Annotated in this window: 22 protein-coding genes and 1 riboswitch; of the genes, 3 read left to right on the plus strand and 19 right to left on the minus strand. The window is 49.9% G+C overall.

The annotated features are described in order from the left end of the window. Positions 1–256: 256 nt before the first annotated feature. From guaB to DN748_RS03740, 8 genes are all read right to left on the minus strand, one after another. On the minus strand, positions 257–1,735 hold the full coding sequence (gene guaB, locus DN748_RS03705) for an IMP dehydrogenase (RefSeq protein ID WP_112370404.1): 1,479 nt from the start codon (positions 1,733–1,735) through the stop codon (positions 257–259). Between the two features lie 88 nt (positions 1,736–1,823). Next, positions 1,824–2,684: a hydroxymethylglutaryl-CoA lyase gene (locus DN748_RS03710; protein ID WP_112370405.1), complete on the minus strand. Its 861-nt coding sequence runs from the start codon at positions 2,682–2,684 to the stop codon at positions 1,824–1,826. Beyond that, the gene (locus DN748_RS03715; protein WP_112370406.1) at positions 2,677–3,339 is read right to left on the minus strand and encodes an HAD family hydrolase; all 663 of its coding nucleotides are present in this window, start codon (positions 3,337–3,339) and stop codon (positions 2,677–2,679) included. The genes DN748_RS03710 and DN748_RS03715 overlap by 8 nt, the downstream gene beginning before the upstream one ends. A 76-nt stretch (positions 3,340–3,415) precedes the next feature. Then, complete coding sequence (locus DN748_RS03720; RefSeq protein WP_112370407.1) at positions 3,416–4,444, minus strand: quinone-dependent dihydroorotate dehydrogenase; 1,029 nt, start codon at positions 4,442–4,444, stop codon at positions 3,416–3,418. Between the two features lie 152 nt (positions 4,445–4,596). After that, positions 4,597–5,343, minus strand: coding sequence for an LPS export ABC transporter ATP-binding protein (gene lptB, locus DN748_RS03725; RefSeq protein ID WP_112370408.1), 747 nt, complete (start codon positions 5,341–5,343; stop codon positions 4,597–4,599). A 183-nt stretch (positions 5,344–5,526) separates the two neighbouring features. After that, positions 5,527–5,880 (minus strand): carboxymuconolactone decarboxylase family protein, encoded by a 354-nt coding sequence (locus DN748_RS03730; protein ID WP_112370409.1) that lies wholly within the window; start codon positions 5,878–5,880, stop codon positions 5,527–5,529. Between the two features lie 12 nt (positions 5,881–5,892). Further along, complete coding sequence (gene tatC / locus DN748_RS03735) at positions 5,893–6,738, minus strand: twin-arginine translocase subunit TatC (RefSeq protein ID WP_112370410.1); 846 nt, start codon at positions 6,736–6,738, stop codon at positions 5,893–5,895. Continuing rightward, entirely contained in the window at positions 6,738–7,703 is a 966-nt protein-coding gene (locus DN748_RS03740; RefSeq protein ID WP_112370411.1) for a KpsF/GutQ family sugar-phosphate isomerase, read from the minus strand. Before DN748_RS03740 ends, tatC begins: the two co-directional genes overlap by 1 nt. 88 nt (positions 7,704–7,791) lie before the next feature. On the opposite strand from DN748_RS03740, the gene recQ reads away from it, so the two are divergent. From recQ to DN748_RS03755, 3 genes are all read left to right on the plus strand, one after another. Continuing rightward, on the plus strand, positions 7,792–9,993 hold the full coding sequence (gene recQ, locus DN748_RS03745) for a DNA helicase RecQ (protein ID WP_112370412.1): 2,202 nt from the start codon (positions 7,792–7,794) through the stop codon (positions 9,991–9,993). 284 nt (positions 9,994–10,277) lie between these two features. Further along, the gene (locus DN748_RS03750; protein ID WP_112370413.1) at positions 10,278–11,849 is read left to right on the plus strand and encodes a M28 family metallopeptidase; all 1,572 of its coding nucleotides are present in this window, start codon (positions 10,278–10,280) and stop codon (positions 11,847–11,849) included. Positions 11,850–12,136: 287 nt separating this feature from the next. Continuing rightward, positions 12,137–12,760, plus strand: a complete 624-nt coding sequence (locus DN748_RS03755) for a response regulator (RefSeq protein WP_112370414.1) — start codon at positions 12,137–12,139, stop codon at positions 12,758–12,760. Positions 12,761–12,825: 65 nt separating this feature from the next. Here the strand turns inward: DN748_RS03755 and DN748_RS03760 are convergent, their stop codons facing one another. The 11 genes from DN748_RS03760 to DN748_RS03810 form a co-directional block, all read right to left on the minus strand. Beyond that, positions 12,826–14,889, minus strand: coding sequence for a sensor histidine kinase (locus DN748_RS03760; RefSeq protein WP_161554462.1), 2,064 nt, complete (start codon positions 14,887–14,889; stop codon positions 12,826–12,828). A 105-nt stretch (positions 14,890–14,994) separates the two neighbouring features. Beyond that, the gene (locus DN748_RS03765; protein ID WP_146746554.1) at positions 14,995–15,849 is read right to left on the minus strand and encodes a hypothetical protein; all 855 of its coding nucleotides are present in this window, start codon (positions 15,847–15,849) and stop codon (positions 14,995–14,997) included. Between the two features lie 164 nt (positions 15,850–16,013). After that, positions 16,014–17,381, minus strand: a complete 1,368-nt coding sequence (locus DN748_RS03770; protein ID WP_112370417.1) for a DUF5074 domain-containing protein — start codon at positions 17,379–17,381, stop codon at positions 16,014–16,016. 26 nt (positions 17,382–17,407) lie between these two features. Continuing rightward, a complete protein-coding gene (locus DN748_RS03775) occupies positions 17,408–18,538 on the minus strand; it encodes a cell surface protein (protein WP_112370418.1) in 1,131 nt (376 codons plus the stop codon). A gap of 37 nt (positions 18,539–18,575) precedes the next feature. Beyond that, a complete protein-coding gene (locus DN748_RS03780) occupies positions 18,576–19,694 on the minus strand; it encodes a YncE family protein (protein ID WP_112370419.1) in 1,119 nt (372 codons plus the stop codon). A gap of 103 nt (positions 19,695–19,797) precedes the next feature. Then, entirely contained in the window at positions 19,798–21,816 is a 2,019-nt protein-coding gene (locus tag DN748_RS03785) for a TonB-dependent receptor plug domain-containing protein (RefSeq protein WP_112370420.1), read from the minus strand. Between the two features lie 93 nt (positions 21,817–21,909). Further along, positions 21,910–22,100, minus strand: a riboswitch (cobalamin riboswitch). A gap of 221 nt (positions 22,101–22,321) precedes the next feature. After that, positions 22,322–22,684: a glyoxalase superfamily protein gene (locus tag DN748_RS03790; RefSeq protein WP_112370421.1), complete on the minus strand. Its 363-nt coding sequence runs from the start codon at positions 22,682–22,684 to the stop codon at positions 22,322–22,324. Between the two features lie 86 nt (positions 22,685–22,770). Continuing rightward, positions 22,771–23,085 (minus strand): DUF2752 domain-containing protein, encoded by a 315-nt coding sequence (locus DN748_RS03795; protein WP_112370422.1) that lies wholly within the window; start codon positions 23,083–23,085, stop codon positions 22,771–22,773. Positions 23,086–23,170: 85 nt separating this feature from the next. Beyond that, positions 23,171–23,569, minus strand: a complete 399-nt coding sequence (locus tag DN748_RS03800; RefSeq protein WP_112370423.1) for a DUF5684 domain-containing protein — start codon at positions 23,567–23,569, stop codon at positions 23,171–23,173. Between the two features lie 326 nt (positions 23,570–23,895). Next, a complete protein-coding gene (locus DN748_RS03805) occupies positions 23,896–25,485 on the minus strand; it encodes a DHA2 family efflux MFS transporter permease subunit (protein ID WP_112370424.1) in 1,590 nt (529 codons plus the stop codon). A gap of 3 nt (positions 25,486–25,488) precedes the next feature. Then, positions 25,489–26,571 (minus strand): HlyD family secretion protein, encoded by a 1,083-nt coding sequence (locus DN748_RS03810; RefSeq protein ID WP_112370425.1) that lies wholly within the window; start codon positions 26,569–26,571, stop codon positions 25,489–25,491. Between the last annotated feature and the right edge of the window lie 7 nt (positions 26,572–26,578).

Here is a 26,578-nt window from a genome sequence, read left to right on the forward strand (position 1 = left end):
GCATCCACAATCCCGGGGAAAACCCGTAAAACAGATCCCTTATCTGCCGGCCATCTTCAAAACGGTGCCATCCAAAAGCAAACAAAAATAGTAATTCGATAAAACATTGCAAGTCAGCCGCCAAACGTTTAACAAAGATTTAGTAGGAACTGCCGGCGGGTTGCTGATTATTACGGTTTACAGCGGTTATTCCCCCGATGTTCAGGGCAGGCACTGCGGTCCCGATGACAACTTCCGGCTTCCGACTCCGGCTACATCACCCTCTCCGGCTGTAGTTCGGCGCTTCTTTTGTAATGGCCACATCGTGCGGGTGGCTTTCGTGAATACCCGAAGAGGTGATCTGCACAAACCTGCCGTTCTCTTTCAGGCTTTCGATATCTCCGGCGCCGCAATATCCCATACCGGCCCTGAGCCCGCCTATAAACTGGTGCATGCTCTCTACCAGGTCGCCCTTATAGGCTACCCGCCCCACGATACCTTCGGGGACCAGTTTTTTGATATCGTCTTCGACATCCTGGAAATAGCGGTCCTTACTGCCCTGTTTCATGGCTTCCACAGAACCCATTCCCCTGTAGCTCTTAAACTTCCGGCCTTCGTAGATAATTGTTTCTCCCGGTGATTCCTTGGTACCCGCAAGCAGCGACCCGAGCATTACACAATCGGCTCCTGCAGCTATGGCTTTGGGAATATCCCCGGTATAGCGTATTCCCCCGTCGGCAATTACCGGAACTCCGGAACCCTTAATGGCCGCAGCCACTTCCAGTACTGCGGAAAACTGCGGAAAACCGACACCGGCAACAACCCTTGTCGTACAGATAGACCCGGGGCCTATGCCTACCTTCACGGCATCTGCACCGTTTTCCACAAGGTATTGTGCAGCTTCGGCCGTCGCTATGTTCCCCACCACAACATCCAGTTCGGGAAAAGATTCCTTGACCAGTTTTAAAATACTCACCACCCCCCGGGTATGCCCGTGAGCCGTATCGATAATAATGGCATCGACCCCGGCACCGACCAGGACTTCGGCACGCTCAACCGCATCTGCAGTAACCCCGATGGCCGCAGCCACCCTGAGACGTCCGTATTTATCCTTGTTGGCCAGGGGCTTCTGGGTAAGCTTGGTGATATCCCTGAAAGTTATAAGCCCTACCAGTTTGTTTTCGGCATTGACCACGGGAAGCTTTTCGATCTTGTTTTCCTGCAGTATCCCTTCGGCATCCACCAGTGAAGTTCCCTCTCCTACCGTGACCAGGTTCTCGGAAGTCATGACCTCCTGAATGGGACGGCCGTCACTTTTCTCAAACCTCAGGTCCCTGTTGGTCACGATCCCCTTGAGGTACCCGTTCTCATCCACTATGGGAATGCCCCCGATACTGTGCTCTGCCATGTTTTTCTTGGCATCGGCCACCTTTGCCGTCAGCGGCAGGGTAACCGGGTCTATGATCATGCCGCTCTCGGCACGTTTTACTTTGCGCACTTCCAGGGCCTGTGCCTCTGCGGTCATATTCTTGTGCAGAACGCCTATCCCCCCCTCTCTCGCCATCGCTATCGCCATGGCAGATTCCGTTACCGTATCCATTGCCGCCGACACGATCGGGACATTGATGGTAATATTTCTGGTAAACCTGGTCTGGATATTCACCTCTCTGGGAAGTACTTCAGAGTAGGCCGGGACGAGAAGGACATCATCATATGTCAACCCTTCTCCTACAATTTTTGAACTATGAGCTTTCATCTGCAACTTATCAATTAGTTGCACGCAAATATACGTCAATTTCAGGGACTACGGCTTCTTTTTCAGATTTTTTAATCCACAGCAAAGATCATTTCGGCCCGAACACCTTTACAGCCTCATTATACGCACTCTCGAAACTCATGGGGGAGAGCCCCGTATCCACTCTCGCAGCGGTAAAATAAGACAGCATCTTTTCCGTGGGCATGTTTCCGGTGAGTTCGTCCCTGGCCATGGGGCATCCTCCGAACCCCTGAATGGCCCCGTCGAACCTCCTGCAGCCCGAACGATAGGCCGCATCCACCTTCTCATACCAGGACGAGGGCGTGGTGTGGAGGTGTGCCCCGAACTCCATCTCCGGATATGCCGGGATCAGGTGGGAGAACAGGTAACGTATGACTTCCGGGGTAGAGCTGCCTACGGTATCGGAAAGCGATAGTATCCGCACTCCCATGCCAGAAAGTTTTTCGGTCCACTCCGCCACGATCTCCACATTCCAGGGATCTCCGTAGGGATTTCCGAAGCCCATGGAGAGATAGGCGACCACTTCCTTCCCGGAGCCCGCAGCGATATCCAGTATCCGTTGTAATATCACGGTAGATTCGGCTATGGTCCTATGCGTGTTCCGCATCTGAAAATTCTCCGATATGGAAAAAGGATAGCCCAGGTAACTGATCCCGGGATATGCCGAAGCATCCTCTGCCCCCCTTACATTGGCCACGATAGCCAGCAGTTTGCTCCGGGTATCCGACAGGTCGAGAGCCTCCAGTACCCTGGCTGTATCGGCCATTTGGGGGATGGCCTTTGGCGATACGAAGCTGCCGAAATCAACCGTGTGAAACCCCACACGCAAAATCGACTGAATATAGGCCACCTTCATTGCCGTGGGTATAAAATCCCGGATCCCCTGCATGGCATCCCTCGGACATTCTATGAGTTTTACGCTATCCATTCACCCGGCAAAGCATTTTCATCTGTTCAGGAGTAAACTCTTCAAAATCGTCGATCAGCAGATCGGCCAGGGACAGGTCCTGGTTTCCCGAATTGGGGTTCCGGTATCCTACCGCCTTCATTCCCGCAGCCCTGGCGGCCTTAACGCCATTGGTGCTGTCTTCTATGACCACAAAGGTTTCCGGAGCGATCCCGTATAATGCCGCAATGCGAAGAAAAATATCGGGAAAGGGTTTGCCCCGGGCCACGTGTTCGCTACTCACCACATGGTCAAAATATCCCGAAAGTCCCGCCTTTTCCATAAAGATCTCGATAAGCCGTACCGGGGAAGAAGACCCCAGTGACAACCGGACGCCTTCTGCCTTCAGCCTGTCGAGCAGGTCTGTAATGCCCCGGGTCAGCGGTACCTCCCGCTCGCCGATGACCTCAAAAAAATAGGACTTATGTGCTTCCAGCAGTTCTGCAGCACCTCCTTCGAGCTTAAAATCCTTCTGCAGTTTCTCCCACATCATCAACGCTCCCATACCTACCAGCCCGAAATGATATTCACGACTGATATGCACTCCTTTAGCCTGCATTACCTCTCCCAGGATCTGCATGTGAATCGGTTCGCTGTCTACCAGCACACCATCCATATCAAAAATAACGTGTTTCATATACTCCAAAATCTTGAACCTGTTTGTTCAAATGTAAAAATTTATTATCGGATTGTAGTCTCCGGGTCACCGTCCTTTATTTCTTATTGCCTCTTTTCAGCAATGCCCTGTTTATCCGTTTTACCAAAGAGGGCCCTTCATAGATAAACCCGGTATACACCTGTACCAGGCTGGCACCGGCTTCGAGTTTTTCCAGGGCGTCTTCCGGCGAATGCACGCCTCCCACACCGATAATGGGAAAACTGCCGCCGCTTTCCCTGTTCAGGAAACGTATCACCTCGGTAGACCGTTCCTTCAGGGGTTTTCCGCTCAGCCCGCCTGTTTCTTCCCTGTTCGGGGAGGCCAGCCCCTCCCTGGAGATCGTCGTATTGGTCGCTATGACCCCTGCTATTCCCGTTTCCCCTACGATGGCTACAATATCCTTTAACTGGCCGTCGGTAAGGTCGGGGGCTATTTTCAGCAATACCGGTTTGGCGCCCTTGTTCTGTAAGGGGTGCTGTTGCAGGGTGAGCAGGAGCTGCTTCAGGGGCTCCTTGTCCTGCAGCGCCCTGAGACCGGGCGTATTGGGCGAACTCACATTCACCACAAAATAATCCACATAAGGGTACAGGGCCTCGAAACACTTGCGGTAATCCCCGGCGGCGGCTTCGTTGGGGGTCACCTTGTTCTTCCCTATATTTCCCCCTATCAGCACACCTTTGTTTTTTTTCAGTCGCTCTGCAGCGGCTTTCACCCCGCCGTTATTAAACCCCATACGGTTTATGACAGCGCTGTCTTCCCGGAGGCGGAACAACCGCTTCGGCGGATTTCCCGGCTGTGGTTCCGGCGTGAGTGTCCCGATCTCTACAAACCCGAAGCCAAAGCCCGAAAGTTCGTTAAACAACCTGGCATCCTTGTCAAACCCCGCAGCCAGCCCTACCGGGTTGCTGAATTTCAGACCGAAAACCTCGCGTTCCAGCGCGGGGTCCTTTACCGTGTACAGGGCAGCGATCAGGCCCCGCATTCCCGGGATGCCGTTTACCCATTTGATAAAGCCGAAAGTAAAATGATGTACTTTTTCCGGATCGAACTGAAAAAGCAGGGGGCGAATAAAATATCTGTACATGATGTCATTGTGTTCTTGTCCGGCAAAAATACGGGAAAAGACCGACAGATCATATACAACGGTTATAAAATGCCGTACTCATATACCAGGAAGTCCGATGGGTCGTAAAGAACGGTCAGGTTCCGGAGATCACTCCCTTTCCGGGAACGTCATCAACTGTCAAAGTCGAGTTTCTTACGGCGAAGTTCAAAATTCTGCCCGAGGTATACCTTGCGCACCATCTCATCGGCAGCCAGTTCTTCCGGTTCCCCGGCCTTGAGTATGCTACCTTCGAACATAAGATACGAACGCTCGGTAATCGCCAGGGTTTCCTGCACATTGTGGTCGGTGATCAGGATACCGATATTCTTGTTCTTGAGCTGTGCCACGATACGCTGTATATCCTCCACCGCCACCGGGTCTACCCCGGCAAAAGGTTCGTCCAGCAGGATAAAATTCGGGTCCGTGGCCAGGGCACGGGCAATTTCGGTCCTTCTCCTCTCCCCTCCCGAGAGCAGGTCGCCCCTGTTTTTGCGGATATGCCCCAGGCCGAATTCCTCGATCAGCCCCTCCATCTTCATGTGCTGCTCCTTTTTGGACAGTTTGGTGAGCTGTAATACGCTGAGTATATTCTCTTCGATACTGAGTTTTCTGAACACCGAAGCCTCCTGGGCCAGGTACCCTATTCCGTTTTGCGCCCTTTTATACATGGGGAAACGGGTAATATTCAGGTCGTCCAGATAGATACTCCCTCCGTTGGGCTTGATAAGACCGACGATCATGTAAAAAGAAGTGGTCTTTCCCGCACCGTTGGGGCCCAGCAGTCCCACGATTTCCCCCCGGTTCACTTCGAGGGAAATCCCCTTGACTACTTTTCGTCCCTTATAGGACTTCATGATATTATCGGCTCTGAGTTTCATGTATTACATTTACTTATTCTGGTCTCCCCCTCTCCGGGCATACGCCTGGACACAAAAAACATGCCGGCATTGCCCGGTGCCATGCATTCCGGCACCTGTGCCGGGTATATTTAATCCTGCTCCACGCGTAAAAATACAAAAAACATCCTTTTTACCTTCCGGTCCGGATATACCTTAACAGCTCTAAGAAGTCTTTTCTTCCAGGGCATCCCAGAACTCATAGGCCCTCCGGAGATGCGGCACTACAATGGTACCGCCTACCAGCGTGGCTATTCCGAGCGCTTCGGTGACCTCTTCTCCCGAAAGTCCTGCCTTATGGCATTGTTCCAGGTGATATTTTACACAATCGTCGCACCGCAATACGGCAGAAGCTACCAGTCCCAGCAACTCCTTGGTACGCACATCGAGGGCCCCGGGCATATAAGCATTGGTATCCAGGTTAAAGATACGTTTTACCAGCTTGTTATTATCAGCCAGGATACGGTCGTTCATCCTGGAACGGTATGCATTAAATTCGTCTACAATATTTTCAGCCATATCCCTTTTGTCTTACATTTTACGCAGCGCTTCCTGTTCCTCTTTTTCCCTTTTGGCCTGTTTTTTCAGTACACGGGACGAAATAAAGATGCTCACCTCGTACAGGATCATGATCGGAATCGACACCACGATCTGGCTCGCGATATCGGGAGGGGTGATCACCGCAGAGAGGATCAGCACGATAACGAGCGACACCTTCCGCTGCTTCCTCAGGAATTCCGGCGTCACCAGCCCCACCCTGGTGAGGAAATAAATAAGTATGGGCAACTCGAAGATCAGTCCGCACGAGATCACCGAGGCCCTGATCGTAGATATATACGAACTCAGGTCGATATCGTTGTGCACCTCCTGGCTCACCTGGTAGGTCGCCAGAAAATTGATGGACAGCGGGGATATCACATAATACCCGAACAACACCCCGATAAAGAACAGCAATGAGGCAATAAAAATAAAGCCCCTGGCATTTTTTCTTTCGTTTTCATACAGTCCGGGACCTATGAATTTCCAGAACTCATAGAGCACATAAGGGAAAGCCAGTATGAACCCCGCCCAGATGGCGGTCCAGATATGTGCCGAAAACTGCCCGGCCATGGTACGGCTCTGTACCTGGAACGGCAGCTCCTTGTCGCAGAAAGAATCGTCCATCCCTATGGCCCTGGACATCTTACAGAAGAACTCATAGGTTACGAAATCAGATTTTTTCGGACCGAAAATGATGGTGTCAAAAATAAAGTCTTTGGCTATAAAGGCCACAACACCTACAATGACCACTGCCAGGGTAGCCCTTATGAGATGCCACCGGAGTTCTTCCAGGTGGTCGAGGAACGACATCTCCTCCTGATTCTTTTTCTCAGCCATTACAGTATTCCTTCTTTTATCAGATTATGCAGATGAAGGACCCCGGCATATCCCTTATCATCCTCTACCAGGAGCTGGGATATACTGTTCTTCTCCATCATCTCCATGGCATCCACGGCCAGCGCATCTGCCTCAATACTTTTCGGGTTTACGCTCATGATGTCCCGGGCCACGAGTTTACCGATATTGTCGTACCTGTTCAGCATCCTCCTGATGTCTCCGTCGGTAATCACTCCCACTATCTTTCCCTGTTCCGTTACAGCAGTGGCCCCCAGCATTTTCTCGGAGATCTCCACGATCACCTTTTTCACATCGGTATCCGGGCTCACTTCAGGCTGCATGTTTGCCGTTACGACATCCCTTACCCGCAGGTATAATTTTTTCCCCAGGGCCCCGCCGGGATGATACTTTGCAAAATCCTTGCTGGTAAACCCCCTCAGGTCGAGCAGGCATATGGCCAGTGCATCTCCGATAACCAGCTGGGCCGTGGTACTGGTGGTAGGCGCCAGGTTATTCGGGCAGGCTTCCTTTTCCACATAGGCATTCAACACGTAATCGGCCTGCTGCCCCAGCAGGGAATCCTTATTGGCCGTAATGGCAATAAGCGTATTGGCCCCGTTTTTGAGCAGGGGCACCAGCACCTTTATTTCGGGGGTATTCCCGCTTTTGGAAATACAGATCACCGTATCGTCTTTCTGGATGGTCCCGAGGTCCCCGTGAATGGCATCTGCGGCATGCATGAATACTGCAGGGGTTCCTGTCGAGTTCAGGGTAGCTACTATTTTTGTAGCTATAATCGCACTCTTCCCGATCCCCGTGATCACCACCCTTCCCGGACTTTCGAAAATATGAGTTACGGCACTTGAAAATTCATCATCTATCAAAGATTTAAGATGATTTATTGCGGTACTTTCAGTTTCAATTACTTTTTTTGCAACTGCTTTTATAGCCTCGTTATTACTCAAGATTTTTTTAAGGATTTATAATTTGTCAAAAATAAAGTTTGTTATATCTTTAGTTGTGCAAATGTATGTAAAATAGTAAAACGATAGAATGAGTTCAGTTGAAATTGACCTGCATAAAAAGTTAAAGCAATATTTCGGCTTTAACCAGTTCAAGGGATTACAGGAGGGCGTCGTAAAAAGCATAGTTGACAATCACAATACATTTGTGATCATGCCTACCGGGGGAGGCAAATCGCTCTGTTACCAGCTGCCTGCGCTGGTGAAAGAGGGTACTGCGATTGTGGTTTCCCCGCTTATCGCACTGATGAAAAACCAGGTAGATGCCCTGCGCGGCCTTTCGTCCAGTGAAGGTATTGCCCATGTGCTCAACTCTTCACTGACCAAAAACGAGGTAAGGACCGTGATGAAGGATATTTCGGAAGGCACGACAAAACTGCTGTATGTAGCCCCGGAATCCCTGACCAAGGACGAGTATATCGATTTTCTCCGTTCCGTGAAAATCTCGTTTGTCGCCATAGACGAAGCACACTGTATTTCGGAATGGGGGCATGACTTCCGCCCGGAGTACCGCAATCTGCGCAACATCATCAAGCGGCTGGGATACGATATTCCCATTATTGCGCTGACGGCTACGGCCACTCCCAAGGTACAGGAAGACATCCTGAAAAACCTGGGGATCACGGATGCCAACACGTTCAAAGCTTCTTTTAACCGTCCCAATCTCTATTACGAGGTCAGGCCGAAGACCAAGAATGTGGATGCCGATATCATCCGTTTTGTAAAACAGAACCAGGGAAAATCCGGGATTATCTACTGTCTCAGCAGGAAACGGGTGGAAGAACTGGCACAGACCCTGCAGGTAAACGGTATAAGTGCCGTTCCGTACCACGCCGGGCTGGATGCCAAGACCAGGGCGAGGCACCAGGACATGTTCCTGATGGAGGACGTAGATGTGGTGGTGGCTACCATCGCCTTCGGAATGGGCATAGACAAACCCGACGTACGCTTTGTCATACACCACGACATCCCCAAAAGCATAGAGAGTTATTACCAGGAAACCGGAAGGGCAGGAAGAGACGGAGGAGAAGGACACTGCCTGGCTTTCTATTCGTACAAGGATATTGAGAAGCTGGAAAAATTCATGGCCGGCAAACCGGTGGCCGAACAGGAGATAGGCCATGCTTTGTTACAGGAAATGGTGGCGTATGCGGAGACTTCCATGTCCAGGAGAAAATTTATCCTGCACTACTTCGGGGAAGAATTTGATGAAGTCAGCGGAGAAGGTGCCGACATGGACGACAATATCCGGAACCCCAAGAAGAAACACGAGGCCAAGGACGATGTGGTCAAGCTGCTCTCCGCCGTCAAAAACACCAACCAGAAATTCAAGGCCAAAGAGATCGTCAACGTGCTTACCGGGAAGGTAAACGCACTGATAAAATCGCATAAAACCGATGAAAAACCGTTTTTCGGGCTCGGAAGCGAAAAAGACTCCAAACACTGGATGGCACTGGTACGCCAGACCCTTGTGGCCGGGTTGCTGAGAAAGGAGATCGAAACCTATGGCGTGCTTTTCCTTACCCCTGCGGGCAGCGATTTTCTGGAACACCCGCAATCGTTCATGATGACCGAAGACCACACTTATGAAGATTCGGGCGAGGACGCCATAGTCACGGCAAAAAAATCGGGTACCTTAGCGGCCGATGCCACATTGCTCCGGATGCTCAGGGACCTGAGAAAACGGGAAGCCCGGAAACTCGAAGTCCCCCCCTTTGTCGTATTTCAGGACCCTTCCCTCGAAGACATGGCCCTGAAATATCCCATTGATATGAAGGAACTGCTCAACGTACACGGTGTGGGAGAAGGAAAAGCCAGGAAATACGGCAGGCCCTTTATAGAGCTCATCGCCAGTTACGTCAGGGAAAACGACATCATAAGGCCCGACGACCTGGTCGTTAAAAGTACCGGCGCCAACTCGGCGCTGAAACTGTACATCATTCAGAATGTAGACCGCAAGCTCCCCCTCGACGATATTGCCCGGGCCAAAGGGCTGGAAATGAATGATTTCATCAAGGAAATGGAACAGATCGTCTACAGCGGTACCAAACTGAATATCAATTACTGGATAGACGAGATCCTGGACGAGGACCAGCAGGAAGAACTCCAGGAATATTTCCTCGAAGCCGAAACCGATAAAATATCCCTCGCCATGGAAGAATTTGACGGGGATTATGAAGATGAAGAAATACGGCTGTACCGTATCAAGTTTATCAGTGAAGTCGCCAATTGATTTTCCCTCTATATACAGTCCCCAACTGTCCGCTCCCTTTCTTACCATAACCTATCCTTCTTCAAAGCCGATTTGCCCAACAATGTCATTCTGCTGTAAATCCGGAGATATTCTTAGCCCTCCCAACTTCAGACTTCGTGCTTTCATATTGCCCCTTTTTGCATATATTTGACAAATTTTTTAACAAAAAGAGCCTGAAGCGTATAAAAAGTCCGGTCCCATTGTATTTAAGGACTTTTTCCAAACAGGCTCCCAGTGTCCATAAAAAACATAAAAACTAAGGAATGAGAAAATTAGTTTATCTGGCCCTGTCGCTGGCCTTTGCCTGCAACAGCTCTCAAAAGGCAACAACACCTATCCAGAAAAAAGCCGATTACGATCCGGTACCTTATGCCGGTACCATTACCCGGGAAGAACTCAAAGACCACCTGTACACCTATGCTTCCGACGAGTTCGAAGGCAGGGAAACGGGAAAACCGGGCCAGAAAAAGGCGGTGGAATACCTGAAAAAACACTATGTAGACCTGGGCATCCCCGCTGCACAGGGGAACGGTGACTATTTTCAGAAGGTTCCGCTTATCATCAGTACCATGCCCGAAGGTACGGCAAGTGTTTCGGGACAGCAGTTTCAGATAGGGGAAGACCTGGTCGCTTTACAAGCCCCTGCCCGGAAAGAATACACTGCCGATGAGATCGTATATGCCGGTTATGGCATCGATACCCCCGAATACTCCGATTTCGACGGTATTGACGTGCAGGACAAAATTATCGTTATCGCTGTCGGAGAACCTAAAAACGACGATGGCACCTATGTTATTTCCGGTACGGCCACACCTTCCAAATGGTCTGACCTGAAAATATCACTTCCGGACCGGCTGGACATTGCGGATAAAAAAGGGGCCAAAGGCGTCCTTATCTTTGACGGGTCGCTGTACACGATGATCCTCCAGCAATACAATTTCATGAAAACCCGTTCCGCCGGCGGACGCATGCAGCTCGACGCCGAAGAAGACAATGATTTCTTCTATGCCTTCGTAAGCCCGGAAATGGCCGGAGCCATTGCCCCGGACCTGGAAAACATGGAAAGCGGTGCTGCGGTCAAAACCGATTTCAGGATCACCTTTACCAGTGAATCGGAACACATCGATTCTGAAAATGTAGTAGCCTATATCAAGGGATCTGAAAAACCGGAAGAATATGTGGTGATCTCCTCGCACCTGGACCATATCGGGGTGAACGACGACGGGCAGATCAATAACGGTGCCGACGACGACGGTTCGGGAACGGTTGCGATGCTGGAAATAGCCCAGGCATTCAAAAAAGCGGCAGACGACGGCAACGGCCCGAAAAGATCGGTGGTATTCCTGCATGTTACCGGCGAAGAAAAAGGATTACTGGGGTCTGATTACTATACCAGGAAACCCGTTTTCCCGCTCGAGAACACCGTTACCGACCTCAATATCGACATGATAGGGCGCATAGACCCGAAAAGGGAGGGAGACCGCAATTATGTATACCTCATAGGATCGGACAAGCTGAGTACCGAACTGCACAACCTCTCTGAGGAAGTCAATAAAAAATACTGTAACATAGAACTGGACTACACCTTCAACGACGACAATGACCCCAACCGCTTTTATTACAGGAGCGACCATTACAATTTTGCAAAAAACAACATTCCCGTGATCTTCTATTTCAACGGGACCCACGACGACTACCACCAGCCCGGAGACACTCCCGACAAGATCAACTACGATCTCCTGGAAAACCGCGCACGACTGGTATTCCACACTGCCTGGGAGGTAGCCAACCGCGACAAGCGGCTCGTGGTAGACAAAGCCATGCCGGAAGAATAGTTTTTCGTATTCCCGCATCAAGACAAGACCGCACTGAAATAACAGGCGGTCTTTTTTGGTTTATGGAATTGCTATGGTTATTAGGTTATTGGGTTATTTAGTCAACACGCAATAACTCAGTAACTCAATAACTCAGTAACTCAATAACTCAGTAACTCAATAACTCAGTAACCCAATAACTCAGTAACTCAATAACCCAAGGATAAAAAATACCTGAAACGAGGGATGGGAATAACCCCTTTTCTCCCCTATATTAGCAGCAATATTTTACGCGAAATACGACCATAATGACAGAAGTATTTATCACAGATGATCATCCCATAGTACTGGACGGGCTCAGGAATCTCCTGGAAACCAGCGAAGACATATTGCCCGCCGGCATCTTCCAGAACGGCACAGACACCCTGAAAGCCCTGAAGGAAAGGGAACCGGACGTATTGCTGCTCGACATCAACCTTCCCGATATCAACGGAATAGAGCTGAGCAAACAAATACACGACACCTATCCCGAACTGAAGATCATCATTCTCAGCGTACACAACGAAAAAGCCGTAATACGAAGTGTACTGCAAAACGGCGTAAACGGGTACGTCCTCAAAAACTCCATTGGCGACGATATCCTGGAAGCCGTCCGGAAAGTGATGGACGGAGACCTCTACATGTGCCGGCAAACCCGGCAGATCTACGAAAGCGAGGACAGCAACGGGCCGGATGTGATCCCGAAGATCACCCGCAGGGAAAGGGAAATACTCCAGCTGGTCACGGAAGGGTACACTTCCGCGCAAATTGCAGACAAACTGTTTATCAGCCCGTATACCGTAGAGACACACCGGAAGAACCTGATGGAAAAATTTGACGTCAACAACATGACAGCGATCATCAGATACGCTACGGAGTTCAAATTGTTATAATGGTTATCGTTGTATTCAGACAACGCGTAATAACCAGACATTCTTCAACAAAATCAACGTTACTTTTAAGAAACTGCGGAACCGGAATTGACATTCATCAGGCACTCAATAGTTATGGTAGTGCCTTTCCCCTTTTCGGATAAGATATCCATATCGCCCCCCAGAAACTCTACCCTGGCTCGGATATTGGTCCATCCCGCACTGCGTTTTCCGGAAATGGCCTCCATGTCAAAACCGACGCCATCGTCTTCCACAGTCAGGAATATCTTGTCTTCTACCTGTTGTAACTGTACGTAGATCAGGGATGCCCTGGCGTGTTTTATCGCATTGTTTACCAACTCCTGCATAATGCGGTAGACCACCATCTGCCTGGAATGGTCCATATCATTCGTATAATTGAAAACACTGCAGTCCATACGTATCCGGGAATTCCTGAACCGTTCGCAATACTCCTTTATCGCCTCTCCCAACCCGTATCTTATCAGTATCTCCGGCATCATACTATGGGCTATACGGCGCAATTCATTAACGGCATCATCCAGGTGTTCCATCGTCTTGTCCATCAGCCCCTGCCCCTTGGCTTCGGTAAGTATATTTCGCACTGCCGACATTTCAATTTTGATTCCCGACAACAGTCCGCCAAGCCCGTCGTGCAGGTCCCGGGCCAGCCTGCTCCGTTCCTGCTCCTGCCCTTCCAGCATGGCAGAGAGCAGGGCTATGTGGTTTTTCTGCTCTATTTCTCCCATTTCCATGAGGTGGAGCTGTTTCTGCTGCTTCATGGCCCTGGTACGTTGCTGATTGGCATAAAACAGGAAGATCACAGCGATAAACCCGATAATGGTAAGGCCTATATAAAGCTGGTTCAGCTTTTTTCCATACACCAGTTTTTCCTGGAGCACTGCCAGCTCCCGTTCTTTTCTGCTGGCCTCATACTGGGCTTCCAGTTTCTGAGCGAGCGCCATTTTCTCCATGTCGAACTTATCGGTATATTCCCGCACATACTGCTTGTAATATTGAAGTGCCTCGGCAGGTTTTCCCTGTTTTTCCCGGATCATGGAAAAGTACTGCGATACCTTGGGTACTATCCGCTGGTTGGCAACCGGGTCTTCATGTACGGAAATAGCCGCATTGCCCACCAGGAATTCTGCCCGGGTATAGTCTTCTTCAGAGATGGCATAATCGGCCAGCATGATATAACTCCTGGCCAGTACCGAATGCTCCCCGATACGACGCGCTTCCTCCACGGCCATATCGAGATAGTTAAACACGGAATCGCGATAAGACACCGGCAGATACCCCGAATATATTTCAGCGATATGGTAAGCGGCCACCGGCAAACGGGAAAGGTGTATCACCCGGTCGCGATGGCGTTCCAGCACGTTTACCGAATGTTTGTAGTAATACAGTGCCGAATCGCGGAGGTGTTCCCTCGACATATCCTTTGTAAAACGGTCGAAAAAGCTATGGGCCTTTAACTGAATGGCCGTGGTCATGGCATCGGGATCTCCGCTTTTCCGGGCATCCTCCATACACAGGGCGGCATATTTACGCTGGTTCTGGGTATCACTCCACTGGCCATAGATATCTGATATATCAGCATATACCTCACTCCGCCATTCGTATTTTTCAGTCCCTTCCAGGTCTTCCAGGGCCCTGAACAGGTCGATAATGGCCTCCCGGAGCTTATTTTCCCTGACCATCAGCCGGCCCCTGGTGTACTGTACATATCCCAGGACCGCCTTATGCGAGGTATTCTTTACATAATAGACAGCACTATCCATACTCTCTCCCGCCTGTAACATCTGGTCGTCACCGGCGTAATACCGGGCAAGAACCGCAAACAGGAAAGCCTTATAGTGCTTGTCTTCAAGGTGGTCGGCAAGCCTCAATGCCCGTTGTATCATCTCAAAACCATCCTTGTGTTCCCTCCGGTAGTATACCACCTCGGCCAGTCTTGCCATGGTCATTATCCTTTCCGGCTCCGACAGGTTCCGCCGCGCAAGTTCCAGCCGGAGGGAATCCTCCACAATATGCGCTTTGACCGGCAGGGCAGCCCCCAGCGCCAATCCCAGAAAAAGCCATAGGGCAAACGAAGCGGGTGATATTTTATACAAGAGGTTCCTGAACATTCGTAAATTATTATTTGAGAAACGGTTTCCGAAAATATGGCTGTTATACCTTCGTACAAAGGTACCCGGGCACGGCATCATGTACAATCCCAGAAAAAGGGTATTTTAGGGAGTATCGGTCTTCCCGTGAGGGACCTCATCCTTCCCCTGCACTGCTGCGGGAAGCCCGTCTTCCAGGTTGGGCAACGGCGCTCCTACCGTAAATTGCTGAGTGGTAATACGCATGGTATAAAAACTTCTCTTTCTCTCGGCTTCCAGCACTATACTTTCTGTAGATGCGAACATGTTTTCGGTAGGTACTTCCCAGAACCCCCACTGCGTCCCTGCCGACCATATGGTTTCCCTGCTGCCATCGGTACGCGTCCAGCGCAACACGGGCTGCCCCAGGAGAATATCTTCCTCGGAAGACATGGTTTCCAGGCTGTCCTGTAGCGATTTCGGGACAGGTACGGGCTCAAAAAAAAGCCGGAAGGCTTCGGGTATACCCGCTTCATCTTCAGATATCACCCCGTCTTTCAGATCATATACTACCGTCCGCCCTGGGGTACGTACCGTGAGATTTCCCTCGAAGGTCAGTTCAAAACGACATTCGCCGGGATTTACATAATGCCCCGTCATGCCAAAACCCCACGATTCCACCCGCTGTACGATCTTGTCCTTATGTATGCTAAGGCGATATCGTCGGGTACCCAGCAGGTCTATTTCCTTTTTCGAAAGGCCCGACACCTTTTTTCCGGCATCCTCACATATTCCTACCGCATCGAGATAACGTTGCCTGATAATATTGTTCCCGTCATCATCTACAGTCTCCATACGCTGATCCACATAGATATCCGGAACTTCATCGGTACCACACGAAAAAAGCAATAACACAACACCCCCGGTAAACAAAAGGCGTAAAACCTGTAACGGGGTGTGCATATTCATGAGGTAACGGTTGTTGTTTTTCGTGGCAATCACGGGGTAAAAATACTTTTTTTCAACAAAACACAGCCTAATAATCATGGTTTTATACACTTCCCCGGAAAGAGATCACTCCCCGGCACAAGCCTGGCTTTGCTTCTCAGAATAATAAACAACCCGGATGTCCGACACCCGGGCTGCCTCCTGTTTTACGGGTAAATTCATTCTTCATGAAAAACGGACACCGAAGGGAAGTAGTAGCCTTCATAGGCCTTTTCTTCCTTTCTGCCGGCAGTGTGTGCGTCGTACAGGAGAAGCAGATTATTACTGAAACTCTCTCCGAACCCTTTATTTACGGTATTGACCACCAGGGTTTCCGCGTTCCGGTCATACCCTATTCCCGAACCATAAGTAACCCGTTCTCCGGGCAGGGTTACAAAGGGAGAAGACAGGGAAGCGGTATCTCCGGTATAGCGATAAATCTCATTTCCCCCGCTAAACGCACTGTTCTTTGCAATATACACCTCCGTATCTCCCGCGGTAATAGACCCCGGGTGCCAGGCTCCCCACGAACCGTGGGCCTGGAACCCGAGTTCCACTTCCACGGTCTCCAGAGAAAACGGTTCTACTCCTATAAGCCGGGTACCCCCGGCCATCCATACCCTGCCGTCGGCGGTCTGTGCAAACCCTGTAACGATCCCCGGTATGGTCTTTTCTATTTCCAGGGAAGAAGCGTTCAGGATTATGGCGCCCTGGCTTTGTGAAAGGACAAAGACATGGTTACCTGCTTTTATCAGGTCGCCGGTCTGCCCGTCAATACCTTCTACCCTACTGCCCATTTCCAGCGGCTCCAGGTTTAAGTTATACAGCCCGTTGCCCGAACTCACCAGCCCCCGGCTGTTATCCAGTCCCGCAAAAGCACGCCAGTCATTACCGCCCTGTGCCGGTATTCTTCCTTTCTCTTTCAAAGAATAGGCATCTGCCACCACCAGGGGGCCGCCTACTTTTGAAAGGAGAAAGAGCTGTTCATTATGGATCGTTCCGAACTGCAGCGTGGAACTTACAGGTAACAGGTCCTTGTCCGGGTTGGCCTTTACGAACACACTGTCCTCCACAGCCCCGGTATCGTACCGGTAAAAACTTAAGGTACCCGTTCCATGCCCGAACCAGCCTTCGTTAACAATAAAAAAACCGTTTTCATATCCTCCGAGAGTATGGATCTTATAGACGACAGCGGCTTCATCCTCATCATTTGTAACGGTAAAAGATATTTCATAATCTCCGCGCTCGGCAGGCTCAAAGGTAAAAACGGAGTCCTTTCCCACTTCTTCGCCGGCAATCATCCAGCGGCAAGAAACCGAACTCCCGGACTGCCATTGAGGCTGTAGTGTAATGGTCTGCCCCAGGGTAAGTGTATCCTGTAGCTTCTGTTCGATGATCACCACGGAATCCCGGGGCACTTCAACCTCTCCCCCGGGGTTTCCTGAGGGATCATCTTCCGTAAAGTTATCATCATCGCTGTCACATGCCACAAAACCGGCAAAAACCAGCAGGCATAGTATGCGGATTATATATCTGGTATGTTTCATTGCTGTAAATTTTATTCGTTGTTTTTTTATGGCATATTAAGATCGGAAACCCCGAGGATCTCGGTAGACAGTTCTCCCAGCCATCCCATATTGGCCTGTATACCGGTCTGTACCCGGATAAAATCGATACCTTCCAGTGATACCTTATCGCCATTTTCATCCATAGCATCCGAAATATCGATCTCATCGCCTCCCTGGATATTATCGGCATATCCGTAATCGAAGGGTGCGCTGGTTATGTATGAAGGATTGCTCATATCAATATTCACAGAAGGCAACAGGGTACCCTTAAGCGTATAACTGTCTTCTTCTATCCATTCCGGGTAATAGGGCTGCTGGTGAAAAGCATTGACAGCCACTTCCCCGCTGTTGCCCCGGTTATCGGTCCACGGTACACTTTGTGCAGGGTCCCCTGGCCGGTAGTATGTCACTTCATAATCGCGGGTAGCCCCTTCCATATCGTGAGCGCTTCCCTTTATCTCATACCAGGTGTCATCAGGCAATCCGTTGCCGTTCTCGTCGGCCATCACATAGATAATACCGGGTTCGGAAAAATTGCTCATCGCATTGTTGGCAAACAGGATATCCGGCTCTCCTTCCCTGTTGATCACCGTATGGTCGAAGCCGAGTACGATACTTCCTCCCCAGGCCCCGAGGGTCACCATCCCGGTTTTACCGAGAATCCCCTCGGCGCTTTCAAAATTACCCGGGCTCTTGTTCATAAACTGCCCCGGGGCAGGGCGATATTCGAAAAGTTCAGTGACATAGCGGTTGCTGTCCCCGGTCACCGGACGGATATTAAGGGGAACTGTAATTTCAAATTTCCTTGTCACTTCTCCCCCATCGTTAAAAGCGCGGTATACCAGGGTATGTTTACCGCTTATTACCGCTTCAAAAACATACCGGTTACCGGAAGCGACCAGCGAATCGTTCAATATCCATTCTTCTTCATATACCAGTTGATCTAAGTTGCCGGAAACAAACTCCAGCTGTTCCCCGATAGGGATTTCCAGTGACGTATCGGTTACCGACAGTGCTACCCTGGGTTTTATGGGGATAAGCTCATCATCCCCTGTACAGGACCCCGTAAAAACGGCCATTACAGCGCTGCATACATAAAGGGCAATGCTTTTACCCAGTGTGTTCTTTGTGTTCATTTCTTTTAGATTAAATAGTTAGTTATTGTAAGCGTCCTTATTTTACAAAAGCTATATGTGCCGGAATATCACCTGTGACCTGTGTCCATTTTAATGTACCATCGGGGTTAAAGCAATACAGGGTTCCCGGGCTTACGTAATCTTTGGCATCGGTAAGCAGTATTTCACCGTTCTCAGGATTAATGGCTATACCATAAGGAACCTCTATGTTTTCCTGAGTTTCATCTTTAATAAACATTTCGTTGATTATTTTCTCCGTACGCGTATCGATCATGCTGTACGAAACCACATTTTCATTGGTGTGATAATTAAATTCGGTGCTATAGGCATAGAGTATCCCGTCATGAAGGGTCATGTTGCTCACTCCAAGGTCAAAAACCTTTTTTACGGTATCTGCCGCTACCACGTACAAACTGGAGGGTATATCGTAATAATCACCTCTAGAAGAGACATACAAATCTCCGTAACTATCGACCTTTACTCGGTGCAGATTGATCCCCAGTGCTATACGCTTCTCCTCTTTAAATGATACTATATCGATCACGGAAAGTGTATTCTCATAATCCGGTGGACTATACCCCCCGGAATTGGCCACATAAAGTTTTCCGTTATACCCGGCCAGCTCCTCCGGTTGTCTTCCCACTTCTACCGTACGGGTAATTTCCAGGCTGGTAGTATCGATCTCGGCCACCATCCCGTTGGGGGCATCGGGGTCTATGGCCACTTCTCCGAGATAGGCGCTCAGGTAGGCCTTCCCCCCGTAAAAAGTGATATAGCGGCAGTTCTGCACATCTATTTTCCCCAGCCGTTTCCCGGTATGTACATCGAGTACTTCCACCTTATTGGAAACATTGACCACCACATAGAGTTTGGAGCCATAGACGGCAATATCGTTCCCCACATCGCCCAGCCCGCCTACCAGGCCGGGATTGGCCTTGCTGAACACATTCCTGGTATAGGTGCCGGAGCCGTAATCGTAAAAATCCAGCGACGCTTTATTCGCCCCCATATTACCTTCGTTCAGCAGGTAAAAGCCATCGGTATATGTTCTTTCCTCTCCTTTTTCTTCGGGATCAAAAGTGTCGTCGTTACGGCAGCCCGCCACCAGGATCACTCCGCAAAAAAACAGGTACCTGAAGTGTACTATATTTTTCATTTGTATTGGTTATTGAGTTATTCGGTTATTAAGGTTATCAGGCATCGTCTGAATAACCGAATAACCTGATAACTTAGTAACTGCTCCGTGCTCCTTCCCTTCTTCACAGGGTATAGTTCAGCACAATACGATAAGAACGCCCCGGCATGGGGAAATTCCTGATCACATCGTAATATTGGTTCAAAAGGTTATTGATCTCGACGGCAACCTCCATTTTGTTTCCGAAAACATTCATTTCATGCCTTGCAGCCATATCATGGGTATACCAGGGCTGCAGGTAATTCGACGGGATATTGGCCTTCTGGCTATAGCGTTCGCCGGTGTATATAAAGCTGTAATTGAGCTGCCATTTGCGGTATGCTGCCGAAATACCGGCGCTTCCGCTGTGCACCGGGATATAGGGGATCTGGTCTCCGTATGCCGAACTTCCGGGAGTTACATCAAGCGCTTCCTGCCAGGTAAAGCTGAGCTGTGCCCCGTATACCAGTCCCCACCCGGTTTCCCCGGACAGCTTTGCTTTCGCCTCTATTCCCGTGGTTTCCACCTTTCCCAGGTTGAGCATCGTCCACCGGAACAGGTTGGTTCCCGGTACGGCAACGATCTTGTCCCTGATCCATATCCTGTAAACATCGCCCTGAAGTTCCAGCAGGTATGTTCCGGGGTGGTACCTATAGGAAAAGCCGGCATTGAGCTGTCTGGTATATTCCGGTTTTAAAAAAGTATTGCCTATAAACGTGTAATAGAGGTCATTGAACGTCGGCATCCGGAAGATACGCTTGTAAAAAGCCCTTAACCTGAAATCCGGGTTACCGAACGGTTGCCAGCCCGCCATCAGGGTGGGGGTAAATTCCTGCCGGTCTTCCGCCCCTTTATAATACCGTACCCGGTCTTTGACCGTGGTACTCAGCAACCCCGCCTGTATGTTTAACCGGGGCAGGTCTATATTGGTGGTCAGTGCCACCAGGTAATTGTTCCGTTCAGGGTAGGCAAAGCGGTACAGATTGGCATCCAGGGTATTGTTTTCGTAATCCACGGCCAGTCCCAGTTTCCAGAAACCGGTGAACCTATACGTATTGGACAGGGAAAAATAAAGGCTTTCCTGGTGGTACCTGTTATCCAGAAAGCCGGAGGTCGTCACCATTTCCGGGTCGAGGTAACGGCTGTAATCCTTGCTGTATTTCCCCCGGAATACCACGGAATAACGTTCGCTTACCTGCTGCCGGAACTCACCCTGGAGAAAACTGTTCCTGTCCCACAGGCGCTGCGCCCGGTAAAACCTGTTGGCCACTACCGCGCCGGGCAGTCCTCTTTCGGAATCGTAATGATAGTATTTCAGGAACCATTTGCTGTTGAACCCCGTGGTACCGTAAAGTGCCCCTTCTACCCGCCAGGCATTGATATCGGCATTTTCCCTGGTGGCCGTAGTGTCGTAAACACCATTGGTAAACCGGTATTTATAACGCCCATGTGCATAGGTATAGGCCGTGCTCAACCGGGCCGAAAGGTAGTCGCTGATCTTGTAATCAAGATTGAGATAAGGATTTGCCAGTCCGAATGAACCCGTTTTTATTCCCGCGTGAAGATGATAGGTCTCGCCCGCTGCAAATTCCGGTTTCCGGGATTGCAGGTATATGGTGCTGGCCGATGCATAGGCTTTTGCCGACTGCCCCGCGTCCGGGCGCTGGCCGTTGTAAAGGGCGATCTCTTCCATATTGTCCAGGGCATACTTGCCCAGGTCTACCTGCCCGTTCTGGGCATTCCCGAGACGGATACCGTCGTAAAACACCCCGGTATGCTCGGTGCCCATACTGCGTACATTGATGGTCTTCAGGCCGCCCACCCCGCCGTAATCCTTAAGCTGCACCCCGCTGAAATACCTGACGGCATCGGCTACCGAAAGGCTGTTCAGCTTTTTCAACGCCTCTCCCGTCAACACCTGTACCGGTACAGGAGCCGTATGTTCCGGCAGTTTTCGCTGTTGCCACAGCACCACCTCTTCCAGCTGGCGGTACTCCGTAAGGCTATCCTTTTCCTGGGCATATCCCGCATAAGCGGCAAACACCGGCAGGCACCCCCACAGGTAACGCCATATTGCAGTACATCTGTTGTTTTTAGCTGACATCTCCCGTATCAAACCTATTTATATGGCCGGGACGACGGAAAGTAAAAGGATACGGATATCCTCATATTCCGGCTTCAATCCCCGAAAGCCATGAATAAACCATATAAACCGGCAGGTATTCTGACTTGCTCCCTCCCCCGGCCTTCCCATTCCTCTCCGGAACAGTGGCCATTAAACGGGTTCGGTTTTTACGAGCTTACAGCTGCGGGACAGTTCCGGATTCACACCGGATTCCCTTTTAATACCGGTGCAGGGCACCGGTAACCGATTTTCGGCAAAGATAGTTTATTTTGGCGAACCGGGGAACGCGGGTCTCATAGAACCGTCAGTTACGGGCTTAAAGCCAGTATTTTCAGTCTGTCACAGGAGTCTGCAATTCCGGGAGAATCCGGGCATAATCGAATCCGATGTGATGGTGATTATAGAAAAAAAACACAGATCATTATTCAGCTTTTATTTCCAGTAAAGCGACCTTCAGATTATGGTTCTGAACAGGGAGTTCATATCATTCCTGTACTATATGGGCCAATAAATTAATGGTCACTCCGTTAGGGTCCTTTATAAAAAATCGCCTTACTCCCCAGCTTTCATTGGTAATCGGATAGACAATTTCAATATTTTGCTTTGTAGCACGCTCATACCAATGATCTATACCGGAAACTTCAATGGATAAGAATACCGCTGAATTATCCGGACTTTTGTCCTTTTCATTCCGGAATACGGATATTTGCGCAGTGGTATTTTCTACAGATACAAAAGTCAGTATCCATCCCATATCCATGGCCAGTTCCATGCCTAAAAAATCTACATAAAATTTCTTACTCTTTTCTATGTCATCCGAATAGATATTCGGCACAATTCTTCGCATGTTTAATGATGTTTTTATGTGTAAGCGGTGACCAATGCTGCGTAATATACAAATATACACAATGATCTATTTCCTTTTACGGACTATCAATGCACATGACACCCTGTCCCGGTTACTTTAAGCATATAGCTGACAAGAATGATACTCCCGGTGATATATACCAGTATTCTAAGGCAGTGCTCCTTAACTCCGGTTGGACGGTTCTTCTGCCATAGGGCAAGGGCAAAAAGCAGTAATAAGGGAATGGTGGCGGGATACAGCTCCAGGCTTTTCCCGAAATTGCCCTGCAGCAGGGCCAGCAACGACCTCTGAAAACCGCAGCCGGGGCAGTCGAGCCCTGTAAGCCACTTTACAGGACAGGGTATAAGATGATGCCGAAGCCAGTGCCAGATCTCAGACATGTCATAAAATGATCATAAAGCCCGGATGTTGGTGTCCGGGCTTTCTGTTTACTATATCGTCCTGCTTTGTTCTTTTGCAGGCTTTCTATATTTCCGGGTCTATCACCTGAGCCTCCTGTGCAGACGGCCCCTGGTAACGGGCATCTCCGAAACCGAGAATGGGGAAAAACACAAATGGCAGCAGCACGAGCCCGATAGTAAATCCTTCGCTCTTTCCGAAACTTTTACTCAACAGGTTGGTGATCCACACCTGAGCCACGATATTGACGCAGGGTAGCAGCAACAGCACGATCCACCACATGGGTTTCCCTACGATCTCTATGAGTACCACAATATTGTATATCGGTACGATCGCGGCCCACCCGGGTTTTCCGGCTTTTTCAAAAACCTTCCACATTCCTGCTATGAGAAGTACTATTATTGCCAGGTAAATTACCATCCCAATAAGTCCGGCTACCGCGCCGATCTGATCATTTGTTTCCATTTTTACTACCGTTTGAAGTTTTTAGATTATGTATGCTGCAAAAATAGCAAAAACCACAAACCGTACACCATCCCCGAAAACAAGTATTTTAACCGGATCGGGGAAAGATCTCTACCTGGGCACAAGAGCTTCAACAGCATAACGGAAGTCCCGGAGATTTAACTGCGTTGAGCCCTTCGGGGTTCTCCTATCCCGATGCTCGGGACAGACTGTCGGAATGACAACCACGAACCTGTTCAGAGTCATGAGCCCCCCCCCATCAACAACTTGTAAACCAGCACACTAATAACTAACAACTACGAACTAAGAACTAAGAACTACACCCCCTAATGTACCGCCGAGGCATCAACTTTCCCGGAGCCCTTTCTGATGAGCAGTACAAAAGGTACGCAGACCAGGAACAACACCCCGAGGTACATAAAGATATCCATATACGACAATACGGTACTCTGCCTGGTAATGGCCCCTTCCAGCAACTGGTAGGCCTTGTTCAGCGATTCGTTGATGCTGTACCCCTTGCTGATAAACATCTGCTGGTAGGCATTAATGCGCTCCTGTACTTCAAAATCGGCCCCGTTAAGATTGGGGATGAGGTTTACCCGGTGCTGTTGTCCCAGCCGGGCCACAAAGGTGGTAATAATGGCAATCCCGAACGAACCTCCCAACTGCCTCATCATCCCGGTAAACGCCGCTCCCTCTCCGATATCCTTTCCCTTAAGCGTGGACAGCGACAGGGTGGTTATAGGCACAAACAGCAGTCCCAGTCCGATACCCCTGGTGACCAGCGGCCAGAAAAAATGTTCCGCCCCGGTATCGGGGGTCATCATCAAATACATCCAGTAGCTGTAAATAAAGAATATGGCAAACCCGCCCGCAGCGAGATATTTTTGCGATACCCCGCGTTCCAGCAGCTTACCGATCACCGGCATCATAAGCCCCGTGGTGATGGAACTCGGGATAAGCAGCAGCCCCGCATCGGTAGCCGTCCATCCCAGTATGGACTGGGTATAGATAGGAATGATAAAAGTAGACCCGTACAGGCCAAAACCGAGGATAAAGGTAAGCATCGTACCCATTCTCAGGTTGTAATTCCTCAATACCCTGAGGTTTACGATGGGATGCTCATACACCAGTTCACGCCATATGAAAAGCACGAGCCCGAAGACCGATACTATACTGAGAATAACAATGGTAGCATCTGAAAACCAGTCGTCCTGCTGCCCGTGTTCCAGTACAAACTGCAGCGAACCGATAAAGGAGGCCAGGAATACGATGCCCCACCAGTCGACCTGGCTGGCCCTGAGCTTTTCTCCGTATTTCGGGCTTTTTACATAGAGCATGGTAAGGAATGTAGCTATAATACCTATGGGCACATTGATATAGAAAATATAGGGCCATGAAAAATTATCGACCAGGTACCCCCCCAGCGGCGGACCCAACGTGGGGCCTACGATAACTCCCATACCATAGATGGCCTGGGCCATGCCCCGTTTTTCCAGCGGGTAGCTTTCCGTAATAATGGTCTGGGCGGTAACCAGCAGTGCACCGCCTCCCATTCCCTGGATAAAGCGAAAGAGCACCAGTTCCCATATATTGGTGGCATTACCACATAAAAAGGAGGTCACCGTAAAGATAATAATGGACGCTGCAAAATAATTCCGCCTGCCGAACTGTTTGGAAAGCCAGCTCGTCATGGGGATAATAATGACATTGGCGATCGCATAGGCGGTAATTACCCAGGCAATGTCGTTCAGCGACGCCCCGAGGCTTCCCCTCATATCGTTGAGGGCCACATTGACGATAGTGGTATCTATGATTTCCAGGAGGGCACACAAGATGGCAGTAATTGTGATAATCGCCCTCCGGAAACCATATTCTACCAGGTCATTTTCGTTTGTTTCCTGTATTTCAGCCATAGCTTATTTTAAATGCACGTCTACGAATACGTTCATCCCGGAACGCAGGCGGGCCAACTTTTCCTGATCGTTACCGGGAGCAAAATCTATTTTTACGGGAAGCCTCTGTACGGTTTTCACAAAGTTCCCGGTGGCATTATCCGGGGGCAGCAGCGAAAACCGGGCACCCGTTGCAGGAGAGAATGCGGTAACTTCAGCTTCGAATTCCTCCCCGGGGTAGGCATCGACCTCTATGCTTACCTTTTGCCCCGCTCGCATCTTGTTGAGCTGGGTTTCCTTGAAATTGGCCACCACCCAGAGGTCATGGGTGTTTACCAGGTAGAACAACGACTGTCCCGGGCGGACAAACTGCCCTTGCTGCAGGTCTACCGCAGACAACTGCCCGTCTATGGGTGCCGTAACCACGGTATACCCGAGGTTGAGCAATGCCGCATCCAGGTTGGCCTGTGCACTTTCCACATTGGCTTCGGCCACAATCACCTGCTTTTCGGATATTTCGGTCTGGGATACGGCAGCACTGTGCTGGCTGCTGGTAGCCTTTTGCCGGCTCTGCAGGATCTTTAACTGCTGCTCTGCCTCATCCCTGGCCGCAAGGGCCTGTTCGTATTGCTGGGCCGTAATGGAGTGATTCTCATACAGGTTCTTAAACCTTTCGTAATCCTTGTTTGCCCTCCACAACCGTGTCCTGGCAGTTTCTATATTGCCCCTGGCCGACTGCACCTGCGATCCGGAAGCTGCGGCATTGGCCACATACGAACCTATGCTGGCCTTTGCCACAGCGAGCTGGCTTTCGGCCGCTGCCAGGCCGGCACGGGCCTGCTCCAGCCTCACCTTGTAGTCCTGGTCGTCGATCACAAAGAGGGTATCTCCCTTCTTTACCGTTTCGTTATCGGTAACGTAAACCTTTTTTACATATCCTTCAACACGGGGTATCACCGGGTTCATCCTGGCTTCTATCTGTGCGTCGTCGGTAGTTTCGTGTGAAAAGGAATGTATTAATTTGTATCCGCCGTATACCGCACCTACTGCCACCAGTACAGCGATAATGATCACAAATTTCTTATTGGTCTTTTTCTTCTGTTCCATTTTCTGA

Source organism: Sinomicrobium soli (assembly GCF_003285545.1).
Classification (GTDB): domain Bacteria; phylum Bacteroidota; class Bacteroidia; order Flavobacteriales; family Flavobacteriaceae; genus Sinomicrobium.